14 protein-coding genes are annotated in these 14,007 nt (G+C 67.3%); 7 read left to right on the forward strand and 7 right to left on the reverse strand.

What is annotated here, in order from left to right; genetic code table 11:
- On the forward strand, positions 1-319 hold a 319-nt coding region (locus P7F68_RS10310; protein ID WP_277832906.1), incomplete at its 5' end, for a transposase.
- Between the two features lie 582 nt (positions 320-901).
- Here P7F68_RS10310 and P7F68_RS10315 read toward each other — a convergent pair.
- Both P7F68_RS10315 and P7F68_RS10320 read right to left on the reverse strand, forming a co-directional pair.
- The gene (locus P7F68_RS10315; protein ID WP_277832908.1) at positions 902-3,415 is read right to left on the reverse strand and encodes an ABC transporter permease; all 2,514 of its coding nucleotides are present in this window, start codon (positions 3,413-3,415) and stop codon (positions 902-904) included.
- Positions 3,399-4,097, reverse strand: a complete 699-nt coding sequence (locus tag P7F68_RS10320; RefSeq protein ID WP_277832910.1) for an ABC transporter ATP-binding protein — start codon at positions 4,095-4,097, stop codon at positions 3,399-3,401. The genes P7F68_RS10315 and P7F68_RS10320 overlap by 17 nt, the downstream gene beginning before the upstream one ends.
- A 229-nt stretch (positions 4,098-4,326) precedes the next feature.
- On the opposite strand from P7F68_RS10320, the gene P7F68_RS10325 reads away from it, so the two are divergent.
- From P7F68_RS10325 to P7F68_RS10340, 4 genes are all read left to right on the forward strand, one after another.
- A complete protein-coding gene (locus tag P7F68_RS10325) occupies positions 4,327-5,541 on the forward strand; it encodes a CNNM domain-containing protein (RefSeq protein WP_277832912.1) in 1,215 nt (404 codons plus the stop codon).
- Between the two features lie 19 nt (positions 5,542-5,560).
- Positions 5,561-6,916 (forward strand): hemolysin family protein, encoded by a 1,356-nt coding sequence (locus P7F68_RS10330; RefSeq protein WP_277832914.1) that lies wholly within the window; start codon positions 5,561-5,563, stop codon positions 6,914-6,916.
- A 27-nt stretch (positions 6,917-6,943) separates the two neighbouring features.
- Positions 6,944-8,065 carry an AI-2E family transporter gene (locus P7F68_RS10335; protein WP_277832916.1) on the forward strand — a complete coding sequence of 374 codons (1,122 nt, stop codon included), beginning with the start codon at positions 6,944-6,946 and terminating at the stop codon, positions 8,063-8,065.
- A 66-nt stretch (positions 8,066-8,131) separates the two neighbouring features.
- Positions 8,132-9,061, forward strand: coding sequence for a DNA-3-methyladenine glycosylase family protein (locus P7F68_RS10340; RefSeq protein ID WP_277832918.1), 930 nt, complete (start codon positions 8,132-8,134; stop codon positions 9,059-9,061).
- Here the strand turns inward: P7F68_RS10340 and P7F68_RS10345 are convergent, their stop codons facing one another.
- Positions 9,062-9,967, reverse strand: a complete 906-nt coding sequence (locus P7F68_RS10345; RefSeq protein WP_002944149.1) for a LysR family transcriptional regulator — start codon at positions 9,965-9,967, stop codon at positions 9,062-9,064.
- A 156-nt stretch (positions 9,968-10,123) separates the two neighbouring features.
- Between P7F68_RS10345 and P7F68_RS10350 the strand changes: the two genes are divergently transcribed.
- Both P7F68_RS10350 and fghA read left to right on the forward strand, forming a co-directional pair.
- Positions 10,124-11,239: an S-(hydroxymethyl)glutathione dehydrogenase/class III alcohol dehydrogenase gene (locus P7F68_RS10350; protein WP_002932009.1), complete on the forward strand. Its 1,116-nt coding sequence runs from the start codon at positions 10,124-10,126 to the stop codon at positions 11,237-11,239.
- A 16-nt stretch (positions 11,240-11,255) separates the two neighbouring features.
- Positions 11,256-12,104, forward strand: coding sequence for an S-formylglutathione hydrolase (gene fghA, locus P7F68_RS10355; protein WP_277832921.1), 849 nt, complete (start codon positions 11,256-11,258; stop codon positions 12,102-12,104).
- 44 nt (positions 12,105-12,148) lie between these two features.
- Here fghA and P7F68_RS10360 read toward each other — a convergent pair whose 3' ends face one another.
- The 4 genes from P7F68_RS10360 to P7F68_RS10375 form a co-directional block, all read right to left on the reverse strand.
- Positions 12,149-12,550 carry a type II toxin-antitoxin system VapC family toxin gene (locus tag P7F68_RS10360; protein WP_002944151.1) on the reverse strand — a complete coding sequence of 134 codons (402 nt, stop codon included), beginning with the start codon at positions 12,548-12,550 and terminating at the stop codon, positions 12,149-12,151.
- A gap of 5 nt (positions 12,551-12,555) precedes the next feature.
- Positions 12,556-12,813 (reverse strand): type II toxin-antitoxin system Phd/YefM family antitoxin, encoded by a 258-nt coding sequence (locus P7F68_RS10365; protein ID WP_002944152.1) that lies wholly within the window; start codon positions 12,811-12,813, stop codon positions 12,556-12,558.
- Positions 12,814-12,918: 105 nt separating this feature from the next.
- A complete protein-coding gene (locus tag P7F68_RS10370) occupies positions 12,919-13,611 on the reverse strand; it encodes a DUF799 domain-containing protein (protein WP_002944153.1) in 693 nt (230 codons plus the stop codon).
- Positions 13,612-13,622: 11 nt separating this feature from the next.
- A complete protein-coding gene (locus tag P7F68_RS10375) occupies positions 13,623-13,991 on the reverse strand; it encodes a DUF4810 domain-containing protein (protein ID WP_277832927.1) in 369 nt (122 codons plus the stop codon).
- Positions 13,992-14,007 lie beyond the last annotated feature (16 nt).

The raw sequence follows: 14,007 nt of genomic DNA on the forward strand, positions 1-14,007 counted from the left end.
CGGCGCCGACAAGGGCTATCACGTGAAGGAATTTGTGGGGCACCTGCGCGAGCACGCGGTGCGACCGCACATCGCGCGCATCAAGGATCGGAAGACGCCCGGCCTGGATGGGCGAACCACCCGAACCGAGGGCTACCAGGTCAGCCAGCGAAAGCGAAAGCGCGTCGAGGAGATCTTCGGTTGGTTGAAAACGGTCGGCGGATTGCGAAAGACCCGTTTCATCGGCCAGGCGAAGACCCAGATGGCGGCCTTCATTTCCGGTGCTGCATACAACCTGCTCCGAATCGCGAAATTGAGCGTTTCGGAGGTGAAGGCATGAGCACAGGCGCGCAAACGGACCTTCGCGGTCGCCGGTGCGGCCACGAAGACAATTCGAACGCGGTGCGAAGGCGATTCCGGAAAACGATGTCACGATGAAATACGACCTGAACCTCAGTGCTGGCGCGGTACCGCCGGCTTTTGCATCACGCTGCTAGGACCGGGGAAAACCTATCTCAGAGTGTGCTGGACTGGTACGGGAACGAAGCGATCAACTTCTTGCCGACCGCATTTCCGATGACGACGAGAACCGTAAGGCACTGACGGAGCCAGCCAGTCTTTCCGATGGTCGAGGACCGGTTGCGCGAGTTCGCCGGAGAGAGAAGATGTCGTTCGACGCAGTTCAGCTCGGAACGGCCGGTGACTTGCGATTTGCAGACCTACAGAAACCGCAGGCCCAACGACAGAAGTGGCCGAACAGCCGCCTTCGGCCGCCCCCACAGTCCCTATCACGCGTCACCTGAAAGCAGCTTCGCACACCATGAGAGCCGCCATGCCCGCCACCGCCCCGGTCGCCAACAGCGGACAGAAGGGCTCCCATACAGGCGGCGAGCATGGGCAAGTGGTCAGGCTGGCATGAAGATCAGCCACCAGCGCTACGTAACAGCGCTGCCGGCGACATGCGCAGTTGGCGCAGGAGATAGTGAGCGCCGAACCCAAGCGCCCCCACGCTGATCACCGCCGCAAGCAGGCTGCCGGCGAACCAGCCCAAGGGCGCATCGAGTTGGAGCCGGTAGTGCAGCAGCAGTGCGGCCAGCGCACTACCGGCCACGCTGGCGAAGGCCGTCGTCAGTGCCGCGAGCAGCAGATACTCCAGATACAGGGCGTGACCGATGGCACGGACTCTGGCGCCGAGGGTGTTGAGCAAGGTGGCGAGATAGATCTGCCGTGCGCGACCCGCGGCGATGACGCTGACCAGTACCAGCAGGCTGGCGCTCAGGGTGACCGCTGCAATCGCGCTCAGACCTGCCGCAGCACGGCCCAGGATGGCGCGCGCCTCGTCGAGGAGCAGGTCGGTGCGCACCGTGACCACGTTGGGCTGTGCAGCGGCGATGCGGTTCTGCGTGGCGACCGCATCCGCCCCGTTCATGTAGGCCAGGCCGACGTAGCGGGTGATGAAGGGATCGAGCGCGCCGTCCGAGAAGATCGCCTCCAGCCACAGGCGCGACTGGAAGCGCTTCTGGGCATAGATCGCGACGAGCTCCGCGCTGATCCGCTGGCCGAGAATCTCGAACGCCAGCGTGTCGCCGACCTGCAGGCCGAGCTGATCGGCTTCGCGGTCTTCCATCGCCACCCGTGCCGGACCGCGGTAGTCGTCCGGCCACCAGGCGCCGCGGGTGACGACCACCTGGTCGAAATTGTTCTGCAGGGTGCTCATCTTGTGCTCGTCACGCGCCTCCAGACGGCGGCGCGGGTCGGCACTGTCACGCAGTGCTTCGTCGTTGACGGCGGCGAGGCGGCCCAGGATCAATGGCGCGAGATCGACCTGTTCGAGCGACGGGGCTTCATGCACCAGCGCTTCGAAGTCGTCCTTGTGCGCGGCGGCGATATCGTAGAACACCAGCGCAGGCGCGCGCTCAGGGACGGTCTCCTCGATGGTGTGCAGCAGCGCAAGCACGACCAGGGTCGACGCGACCAGCAGCGTGAGCGCGGAGCCGAGTGAAAGCAGGGTTGGACGCAGCGGCGAATCGGCCCGGTACAGGCCGGTGACAGCCATGCGCAAGGCGAACCGGCCCACCAGCCAGGGACTACCGGCCAGACGCCGTACCAGCATCCGCAACAGTCGCACCAGCCCTTCGAGCAAGGCCAGCACCAGCAACAGCGCGGCGACAAAGGCAAGGCCGAACAACGGGTCCGGCATCACGACCAGCAGAAAGCCGACCGCCACCAGGGCGCAGAGCGCGGTGAGCCACCAGGCACGAGCGGGCGTGCGGATGGTGACGCCGAGCACGCCGCGGAACAGGGCGGCAGGCTCGATGGTGAGCGCGCGGCCCAGCGCGGGCAGCGCGAAGAGCAGCGCGGTCAGCACCCCCATCAACCATGCGGCGGCGAGCGGTGCGATCAGCACCGTCCACGCCCCGGCGAGCGGCAGGCGTTCGGCCACCACGCTACTGCCAATCACCGCCAGCAAGGCGCCCAACAGCACGCCGCCCAGAGCCGACGCGCCGGCCAGGATCAGGATCTGCAACAGATACACAGCCGCCAGCCGGCCGTCGCGCAAGCCCACTGCGCGCAGTGTGGCGAGGGTGCCGAGCTTGCCCTGCAGGTAAGCCTGCACGCTGTTGAACACCCCCAGCCCACCGATGAAGAGCGCGCTGAAGCCGATCAACAGCACGCCCGAGCCGATCTGTCCGAGGACTTCACCCAGCCGGGCATTGCGCTCGATGAAGGTGCGCACCTCAGCCTCGCTGTCGGGGAAGGCGCTCATGAACGCTTCGCGCCAGGCGTTCGGCGCGAGTTCGCTGCGCACCCGATAGCGATACTCGGGGCGGCTGCCGGGTTGCAGCAACGCGGTATCCGCGAGGGCGGCGGCAGAGATCAGCACGGGCGGGCCGCTCCAGTCGGCACGCAGGCTACGGTCGGGCTGGCGCGCGATGATGGCGCGCACTTCCAGCAGGCTCTCGCCGAGCTCGATGCGCTCGCCTACCGTCAAGGCCAGCCGTTCGGCGAGCACGCGGTCAACGGCCGCGCCATGCACGCTGCCCCGAACGGCGAGTGCGTCATTCAAGGCTTGTGCCGGCAGGAGTTCCACCGTGCCGTAAAGGGGATAGGTGTCGTCGGTGCTCTGCAGTTCGACCAGATGCGCATCACCCGCCGCGGTCATCAGCATGGTGCGAAACTCGATCAGTCGCGATACGGTGCCGCGTGCCTGCATCCACTCCAGCATCTCTTCGGGCAGCGGCACCCGGGTGCGGACCTCGACATCGCCGCCGAACAGCACGCGGGTATCGGCCAGCAGGCTGGCGCCAACCTGGCGATACAGTCCACCACTGGCCGCGATCAGGGTCACGCCCAGCGCCAGACAGGCGCAGAACACCCATAGCGTGCGCCCGCTGCCGCGCAGATCGCGCCAGGCGAGCTTAAGCAGGGTGGGCATCGGACACCGCCGCAAGCGGTTCATTCTCTACGAGCTGCCCCCCGGACAGACGGAGCACACGGTCGCACCGTGCGGCGAAGCGCATGTCGTGGGTGACCAGTACCAGGGTCGTCCCGCTCTCGGCGTTCAGATGGAGCAGCAGTTCGCCGATCGCGGCACCGGTGCGGTCGTCGAGGTTGCCGGTGGGCTCGTCTGCGAGCACCAGCTTGGGTTGATGCACCAGCGCGCGAGCGATCGCCACGCGCTGCTGCTCGCCACCGGAAAGCTGTCCGGGGTAGTGATCGAGCCGCCCGCCCAGCCCTACGCGATCGAGCATCGCCCGGGCACGCTCGCGCGCATCCCGCCGGCCGGCAATTTCCAGCGGCAGCGCGGCGTTGTCCAGTGCACTGAGGCTGGGCACCAGATGGAATGACTGAAACACGATGCCCATGCGGTCGCGCCGCAGGTCGGCAAGTTGATCGCGATCCAGCGTCTCCAGCGCACGACCATCAAACAGCACCGACCCCGCTGCGGGCCTCTCAAGTCCGGCGAGCAGCAACAGCAACGAGGTCTTGCCGGTGCCCGAGGGGCCGGCGATCGCCACGCGTTCGCCGGCGGCGATGCTGAGGCTCACGTCGCGCAGGATGTCGATGCGCGAGTCGCCCAGGGTGTAGTGCATGCTCAGGTTCTGGAGTCGGATCATCAGGACATTGATCTCATGGGCGGTTTGGTCCGGCAGGCGATGCCCCGGCCCGCTGCGGGGGTCGGGCCATCCATGACATGGCCCTGTGTTCGTCCCGCACGCCGGCATTTCGTTCCGGGCACCACAGAGGACGGCCCCATGCCGCGCAAGCGCACATCCGGTGAAGGCATTTTCTGCTAGTCTCGCCGCTTCTCAACTGCAGCGTCCGGCACACCGGTACGCGCCTTTCATGAACGACCCTGAGCCTCGATCTTACCTTTCCTCTCGCTTCCACCTCTGCGCCGGCCTGCTGCTTCTCGGCCTGGCGCTTCCGGCAGCCGCAGACACCGGCCTGGTTGCCGACCCATCGAGCAGCGACGTCATCCTGCTCCTCACCTATGTGCTGCTCGCACTGCTGTTCTCCTTCATGTGTTCGGTGGCGGAAGCCGTGCTGCTCAGCATCACGCCGTCCTTCATCGCTGAGCTCGAAAGCTCCGACCCCAAGCGCGCCGCCCTGCTCAAGAAGCTCAAGGGCGAGAACATCGACCGCTCGCTGGCCGCGATCCTCACCCTGAACACCATTGCCCATACCGTGGGGGCCATCGGCGCCGGCGCCAAGGCTACGGCAGTGTTCGGCAGCGCCTGGTTCGGCGTGTTTTCGGCCGTGATGACCCTGCTGATCCTGTTCCTCTCGGAGATCCTGCCGAAGACCCTGGGTGCGGTGTATTGGCGCAGTCTGACCGGCATCACCGCGCTGTACGTGAACATCCTGATCAAGAGCATGTATCCGCTCATCCTGGTGTCCGAGAAACTCACCAAACTGATCGCACGCGGGCAGACGGTGCATGTCTTCAGCCGCGACGAGTTCATCGCCATGGCCAACATCGGGCAGGAAGCCGGACACATCAACGACCGCGAATCGCGCATCATCCGCAACCTGTTTCGTTTCGGTTCGCTGCGTGCGCAGGACATCATGACGCCGCGCACAGTGATGGTGGCCCTGCCCGAGGGCCTGAACATTTCCGACGCCTTGCAGGCGAAGATGAGCACGCCCTTTTCCCGCATCCCGGTCTACGCCACCGACCTGGACGCCGTGACCGGTTTCGTGCTGCGCGAGGATCTGCTGCTGGCGCAGACGCAGGGCACGGGCAACCGGCCGCTGACCGCTCTGCGCCGCGACATCCTGGCCGTCGCCGGCGCCACCCCCTTGTCGACCCTGCTCGAACTGCTGCTGGACAAGCGCCACCACATCGCAGTGGTGATTGGCGAGTACGGTGAGACCAAGGGCGTGGTCACCCTGGAAGACGTGGTCGAAACACTGCTCGGCATCGAGATCGTCGACGAGGGCGACAAGGTCGATGACATGCAGCATCTCGCCCGGCAACTGTGGGTGAAGCGAGCACGCGCGCTTGGGCTGGAGGTGAATGCGGAAAACGGCGCGCCTCCGACACCGCCGTCGCACTGATTCAGCGCAAGAGTCCGCCATGGATATCCTGATACTCGTCACCCTCATCCTGCTCAATGGCGTATTCGCCATGTCGGAGATCGCCCTGGTCACGGCGCGGCGCGCACGCCTCGCACGACTGGCCGAGGATGGCGACCGGGCTGCGGCCGTCGCCATCCAGCTCGGCGAGGACCCGAACCGCTTTCTGTCCACCATCCAGATCGGCATCACGTCGATCGGCATCCTCAGCGGCATCTTCGGCGAGGCTGCGCTCGCCGGTCCGCTGGCCGAGTGGCTTCAACGCCTGGGCGTGGCCGAGCGTCCGAGCGAGATCGGCGCGACCACCCTGGTCGTCGTGATGATCACCTATGTATCGATCGTGATCGGCGAACTGGTACCGAAGCGCCTGGGCCAGCTCGACCCGGAAGGTATCGCCCGCCTGGTGGCGCGGCCGATGAGCATGCTTGCAGGCGTCTCACGCCCCTTCGTTCGCCTCCTGTCAGGCTCGACATCCCTCATTCTGCGTCTGATGGGCCAGCGCGAGACGCTGGTGTCGACAGTGACCGAGGAAGAGATTCATGCCCTGCTCGACGAGGGTTCGGAGGCCGGCGTGATCGAGAAGAGCGAGCACGAGATGGTGCGCAATGTGTTCCGCCTCGATGAGCGGCAGATCGGCTCGTTGATGGTGCCGCGTTCGGATGTCATCTGCCTGGACGTCAACCGCCCGCTCGACGAGAACCTCGCCCTGGTCGCAGAATCGGCGCATTCGTGCTTTCCGGTGTGCCGCGGCAGTCTCGACGATATCCTGGGAGTTGCAAGCTCGAAGAAGCTCTTTGCGCAGGTGCTCCGCGGCGAGCCGGTAGACCTCACGAAGGATCTGCAGGAGGCGGTCTATGTGCCCGAATCGCTGACCGGCATGGAACTGCTCGATCGCTTCAGGAGTTCGGGCACCTACTTCGTGTTCGTGATCGACGAGTACGGCGAGGTCCTCGGCATGGTCACCCTCCACGACGTGATCGAGTCGGTCACGGGCGAATTCGTGACCCAGGACGACGAGGATGCCTGGGCGGTGCAGCGCGAGGACGGCTCCTGGCTGCTGGATGGGCTCATTCCCATCGTCGAGATGAAGGACCGGCTCGGCTTCAAGCAGGTGCCCGAGGAAGACAAGGGCCGCTATCACACCTTGTCGGGGATGATGATGTGGCTGCTCGGCCGCCTGCCCGGCACCGGCGACGTGGCCACCTGGGAGGGCTGGCGCCTGGAGGTGATCGATCTGGACGGCAAGCGCATCGACAAGGTTCTGGCAGTGCGCCTGCCGGAGCTTGATACAGAGACTCCGCTCGAAGGAGAGCCGGATGGCCGTGTTCGCGAGCACCCCCCGATCGAGGCCCGGTGAAGCCGTGACTCGCTGGGCGCACCGACCATGATCGACCAGGTCGCCGAACGCCTGGTGCGCCGAGTCATCCTGGGTTTTCTGCTGGGCGGGCTGTTGCTGCTCGGCTACGCGGTGCTGCATCTGTTCATCGTACCGGTCGCGTGGGCGATCATCGTCGCCTACGCGACCTGGCCGCTCTTCCTGCGCCTCCGCGATCGCCTGACACGCTATCCGGGTCTCAGCGCCTTCCTGATGACAATGCTGCTGACGGCGGCCTTCGTGCTGCCCGCGCTGTGGATTGCCGTCCTGTTGCGCGGGGAGATCGGCTCGGCCATCGCCGCGCTGACCGCTCAGCTCCGCCAGGGGCCACCAACGCTGCCCGAGTTCATCCATACGCTACCGTGGCTGGGGACGTATCTGCAGGGCGTACTCGACGACGTGGTGCGTGACCCGGAGTCATTTCGGGAACAGATGACCAATTGGGTCAGCCAGGGGGCGGACCATCTGGTGGGGCTGGTGGGCGACGTCGGTCGCAATGCCGCCAAACTGGGCTTTGCGCTGATCACCGTGTTCTTCCTGTTCCGCGACGGCGAGACAGTGCTGAGTCAGGTCCACCGCGTGCTGTACCGGTTCCTGGGTAGCCGTATCGACAACTACCTCGCAGCGGTCGGCAACATGACCAAGGCCGTCGTCTGGGGGCTGGTTGCCACCGCGCTTGCGCAGGGGTTCGTGGCGGGTCTGGGTTACTGGTGGGCGGGCATGCAGGCGCCGGTGCTGCTCGGCGCGATCACCGCGCTGATCGCCCTCATCCCTTTCGGCACACCGCTCGCCTGGGGGGCGGTGGTCGTCTGGCTGCTGATCCGCGGCGACACTGTCGAGGGGCTCGGCCTGCTCGCCTGGGGCGTGCTGGTGGTGAGTTGGGTCGACAACCTGGTGCGCCCGCTGGTGATCAGCAATGCGACGCGCATCCCCTTCCTGCTGGTCATGTTCGGCGTGCTGGGCGGGCTGGCGGCGTTCGGGCTGGTGGGGCTGTTCCTCGGCCCGGTGGTCCTGGCGGTACTGATGGCTGTGTGGCGGGAGTGGATGGAGGAATCCGATCTGCGCCTGCCGATAGCGCCGGGCGCCAGGACCGACGAAGCACGGAATTCACCGGACGTTCCGTCATCTTGAGTGCAGTCCTGGCATTGGCCTGCACGAATGGCATCCGATCCAGTCGAAGCACAGCAAGCGCCCCCCATGCCCACCACACTCTCCTGCACTCTCGCGCTGCCCGCCACCTTCCGGCCGGGCGACATTCTCGCCTACCACCGCCGTGACGCGCATGAAGTGGCCGAGTCGGCAGGCGCGGCGTCCTTGCGCAAGGGGCTGGTGTGGAACGGCCTGGCGGCGTGCCTGGCGCTGCGCTTCGAGCCGGGTCGGGCGGTGGCCGAGCTCGCCATCGACGGCGCGGCGGCTGCGGAGTGCTCGGCGCGGTTCCAGGCCATGGTGCGGCGCATGCTCGGGCTGACCCAGGACATCGAGTCCTTCGAGCGCCAGCACCGTGCGCACCCGCAGGCCGGCGCGCTGATCGCTCGCCAGGCCGGCTTGCGCGTGGCGGTGGCGGCGACGCCCTTCGAGGCGCTGAGCTGGGCGGTGACCGGGCAGCAGATCAGCCTGGGGGCGGCGGTTGCGTTGCGGCGCAAGCTGATTGTGGCGGCGGGGGTGCGCCACACCTGCGGCCTGATGTGCTACCCGGACGCCGGCCGGGTGGCGGCGCTGACGGTGGCGGCGCTGCGCGCCGAGGGCTTCTCCGCGGCCAAGGCAAACACCCTGCACACCCTTGCCCACCTGGTGGCGGACGGTGCGCTGCCGCTCGACGCCTGGCTGCACACGCTTGCGGTGGACGACATCCGCAACCAGCTGTTGAGCGTGCGCGGCGTTGGCCCGTGGACGGTGGATTACACCTTGCTGCGCGGTTTCGGCTGGATGGACGGCTCGCTGCACGGCGATGCGGCCGTGCGGCGTGCGCTGCAGGCACTGCTCGGCGCGCCGGACAGGCTCGGCGAGCACGATGCGCGCAGCTGGCTGGCGGGTTTTTCGCCGTGGCGCGCGCTCATCGCCGCGCACCTGTGGGCGGCTGACTCGGCGCTGCCGGCGCACACGGGCAGCGGCCGCCGGGCGCCCTGACTACGGAAACTGCGCGCGCTCGCCGAAGTACTCCACCAGCCGGTCGAACACCAGGCGGATGCGCGCCGCCACCGGGCCGCGCTGCGGGCGGTACACCGACAGGCTCCAGGGCTCGGGCGCGAGTTCGGGCAGCACCTCGACCAAGCGCCCTGCGCGCAGGTGCGGCGCCGCCAGGTAGGCGGTGAGCTGGCCGAAGCCGACGCCGGCCAGCACCGCCTCGGCCTCGGCGCCGGTGTCGTCGGTGGCGAAGGTGGGCGCGCGCGGCAGCCATTGCTGGCCGCCGGCCAGGAACCACGCCCATGGCCGCCCGGTGTTGGGGTCGATGGCGACGGTGGTGGGGCGCTCGGCCAGGTCCTGCAGCGTCGCCGGGGCGCCGCAGCGCGCGAGCAGTTCGGGCGCGGCGACGATGTGGAAGGACACGCGCGACACCGCGCGTGCGACGAAGCGGCTGTCGCGCAACACGCCGACACGGATGCCGATGTCGATCTGCTCGTCGACCATGTCGGCAAACTGGTCGGAAAAGCGCAGGTCGAGCTGCAGCCCGGGGTGCTGCGCACACAAGGCGCCGAGCACGCGCATCAGCCCGTGGCGGCCGAGCGCCCGCGGCGCGGTGATGCGCACCAGGCCGGCCAGCTCACTGTCGCGCGCCTGCTCGGCGCCGTGGAAGATCGCATCCACGCCCTGCAGGCTGTGGCGCGCGCGCGCCGCAAGCTGCTCGCCGAACTCGGTGATGCGGTTGTGGCGGGTATTGCGGTGGAAGAGCAGTTCGCCGACGTGGTCCTCCAGCTCCTTCACGGCGCGGGTGACCGCCTGCGGCGACACGCCGAGGCGCTTGGCGGCGTCCTTGAAGTTGTGCGATTCGGCGGCGGTGCAGAAGATGCGCAGCATCTCCAGGCGGTTGAGCATGCTCGGAATCCAGTTTGGCCAGGGCCAGGCCGAAGCCTGGAGTATTCCAGAAAATGGAAGCGTGAAATCTCAAATTAATCATTTATCGGATTTAGCGGCATGGCGATACTTTGCCGGTCGCAGGCCGTGGGCCCGCTTGCCATCAGGATGTCCGCCATGACCATCAAATCCCGCGCCGCGGTTGCCTTTGCCGCCAACCAGCCCCTGCAGATCGTCGAGGTGGATGTCGAACCGCCCAGGAAGGGCGAGGTGCTCGTGCGCATCGTCGCCAGCGGCGTGTGCCACACCGACGCCTTTACGCTGTCGGGCGACGACCCCGAGGGCATCTTCCCGTCCATCCTCGGCCACGAGGGCGGCGGCATCGTCGAGGCGGTGGGCGAAGGCGTGACCTCGCTCGCCGTGGGCGACCACGTGATCCCGCTGTACACGGCCGAATGCCGCGAGTGCAAGTTCTGCAAGTCGGGCAAGACCAACCTGTGCCAGGCGGTGCGCGCCACCCAGGGCAAGGGCCTGATGCCCGACGGCACCACGCGCTTCTCCTACCAGGGGCAGCCGATCTACCACTACATGGGCACCTCGACCTTCTCGGAATACACCGTGGTGCCCGAGATCTCGCTCGCCAAGATCCCCAAGGACGCGCCGCTCGACAAGGTCTGCCTGCTTGGCTGCGGCGTCACCACCGGCATCGGCGCGGTGCTCAACACCGCCAAGGTGGAAGAAGGCGCCAGCGTGGCCATCTTCGGCCTCGGCGGCATCGGCCTGGCGGCGATCATCGGCGCGAAGATGGCCAAGGCCGGGCGCATCATCGCCATCGACATCAACCCCGCCAAGTTCGACATCGCCCGCGAGCTGGGCGCGACCGACTTCGTCAATCCGAACGATTTCGACAAGCCGATCCAGGAGGTCATCGTCGACATGACCGACGGCGGCGTCGATTACTCCTTCGAGTGCGTGGGCAACGTCAAGCTGATGCGCGCCGCGCTCGAGTGCTGCCACAAGGGCTGGGGCGAATCGACCATCATCGGCGTGGCCGGCGCGGGGCAGGAGATCAGCACCCGGCCATTCCAGCTCGTCACCGGCCGCGTGTGGCGCGGCAGCGCCTTCGGCGGCGTCAAGGGCCGCACCGAGCTGCCGAGCTACGTGCAGAAGGCGCAGAGGGGCGAGATCCCGCTCGACACCTTCATCACCCACAACATGCCGCTCGACGACATCAACCAGGCTTTCGAGCTGATGCACGAGGGCAAGAGCATCCGCACGGTGATCCATTTCTGACGCGGGAGAGCAGATCGTGAGCCTGGAGATCCTCAGCACCCAGAAGAGCTTCGGCGGCTGGCACAAGCGCATCCGCCACCACTCGGACGTGCTCGGCTGCGACATGGTGTTCGCGGTCTATCTGCCGCCCCAGGCCGCGCAGGCAGGCGCCCGCCTGCCAGTGCTGTACTGGTTGTCGGGGCTCACCTGCACCGACGAGAACTTCATGCAGAAGGCGGGGGCGCAGCGCATGGCGGCCGAGCTCGGCCTCATCATCGTCGCCCCCGACACCAGCCCGCGGGGCGCCGATGTGCCCGGCGACCCGGACGGCGCCTGGGACTTCGGCCACGGCGCCGGCTTCTATGTAAACGCCACCCAGGCGCCGTGGTCACGCCACTACCGCATGTACGACTACGTGGTCGAGGAACTGCCGGCGCTGATCGAGGCAGCCTTCCCCGCCTCCGACCGCCGCGGCATCAGCGGGCATTCGATGGGCGGCCACGGTGCGCTGGTGTGCGCGCTGCGCAACCCGGGGCGCTACCGCTCGGTGTCTGCCTTTGCGCCGATCAGCAATCCGATGCAGTGTCCCTGGGGCGAAAAGGCCTTGTCGCGCTACCTGGGCGAAGACCGCGCGCAGTGGCGCGAATGGGACACCTGCGCGCTGATCGCGCAAGCCGGCGAACGCCTGCCGCTGCTGGTCGACCAGGGCGAAGCCGACGGCTTCCTCGCCGAACAGCTCAAGCCCGAGGCCCTGCACGCCGCCGCCACCGCCGCCGGCCACCCGCTGACGCTGCGCCTGCAGCCGGGCTACGACCACAGCTACTACTTCATCGCCAGCTTCATCGACGACCACCTGCGGCATCACGCAAGGGCGCTGGCGGGGTAAGCACGACGGATGGTCGCTTTCGCCAACCATCGGCGCGGACGCGGCTACGCGAAAGGATTCAACACATCTACCCCGAGGGTTTTGAAATCCGCAACATTGCGTGTGACAACGGTGAGACCCTGCGTCCGCGCAGTCGCCGCAATCATCGCGTCCTCGTAGAGTGTGTCGGACTGGCGGTGCATCAGCCTCGCCCACTCCCTGAAGGCCGCAGCATCCATCGCCAGCACGTTCCAGGCGCTGGCCACGCGCTCGAGCCAGGCTTCGATCTCGGCGGCCTTGGCCGGATCCTGTTCGCGCGTGCGTTCAATCCCGGCCTGAATCTCGCCGAGCGTGACCGCCGACAGGAACAGGCTGGCGTCCTCCACCGACTGCAGCCAGGCGACTACGGCGCCGTGGGGCCGCGGCCTGCGTAGTTCGGAGACGACGTTGGTATCGAGCAGGTACATGTGGATCAGCCCAGATCCACCGGCGCGCGGCGCCTGACCGTGCCGCGCGCGGGAACGAGCTCTTCGATGCGCGCCTCATCCGCCAGCAGCAGGGCCTTGAGCGAGGGCCGCGCCGCGGCCTGCAGGCGGCGCCACTCCTGCACCGGAATCAATACCGCGGCCTCGACACCTCGCCGGGTGACCATCTGCGGTCCCTCGGCCAGACAGCTGTCGAGGAACTCGCTGAACCGCGCCTTCGCGTCCTGTACCGGCCACACATGCATGATCACGCCTCCTGACTAGCTTTGTGACTAGTTTGTACTGATGGGGATGGGCCGTCAATTCCTCATCGCACGGTGCTCGGGGCCTCACCCGCCCCGAGGCGCGTGTCAGCGCGGCACACTTCCATCCTTCTGATAATTAGGCGAACGCGGCCCGTACAGCATGCCGCTCGGCCTGCCTGCCGCCAGCAGGCGGTTACTGGTGATGCCGGCGATGGGATGCGACCTGTTGGTCACGCTCTCGACGATCTGGGCCACCACGGCCTGCACGAGCAGGCCGACCAGGCCGCCGCTGGAGCTGCGGCCTTCGGCGCTGGAGGCGGTGGCCTCGCCCTGCCACAAGGACTGCCCGCTGCGCAGATCGACCAGCCTGGCCTCGGCGGTGACGCGGCTTTCGCTCGCCAGCACGGCGTAGCTGGTGCCGTACTGCTTGATGTTGATGTAAAGCGCGGCGTCGGCACCGAAGATTTCGCGCAGCTTCTGCGGTGCCACCTCGTGCATCTCGGGCGGGTTGTACAGCCCGTTCTGGCGGAAGGTCTCGTCCACCAGGCTGACCGGGAGCACGTAGTAACCGGACTCTGCCAGCGGCAACGTGACCTGCGACAGCATGCTGTAGGTGGCGGCCACGTCGGGCGAGCTGTTGAGCGGCGGCAGCACCAGGATGGAGGCCGGGCGGCTCTGCTTGAAAGCGCTGTAGTCGTAGGGCGTGGGCGTCGCGCAGCCGGTGGCGATGAGGGCGGCGGCAAACGCGGCGGCCAGCCCGGCCTGCGCCGAGCGGATGGAAGGGGTTCGGAATCGCATCGTCGGGCGCCTCAATTCGTTCGCTTGAACTTGCCGAGCAGGAAGTCGATGTAGCCGGCGCTTTCCGGATAGAGCGCCTTCTCGGCTTCGAAGTACTTCACCATCTGGTCGCCCTGCTCGCCTTCGGCGTACAGCAGGCCGAGGTGCGCGTTGTAGCCCGGCGGCACCGGCCTGCCGGCGGCACGCGCCTTCTCCAGGCCGGCTTCGAGGCTGGCGATCTGCTCCTGCGGCCCGACCTCCTTGGTGAAGTGGCCGTAGAGCGCGGGCTGGTAGTCGCCCCAGTAGTAGAGCGGCTGCGGGCCGGTGGCGCAGCCAACCAGCAGCAAGGTGGTGGCGAGCGCAAGCACGGCCGAGCGCCGTGCAGACAGGAAACGCATCATCGTGGAGCTTCCGTTG

The sequence above is a fragment of the Thauera mechernichensis genome, from assembly GCF_029588855.1.
Classification (GTDB): Bacteria; Pseudomonadota; Gammaproteobacteria; order Burkholderiales; family Rhodocyclaceae; genus Thauera; species Thauera mechernichensis.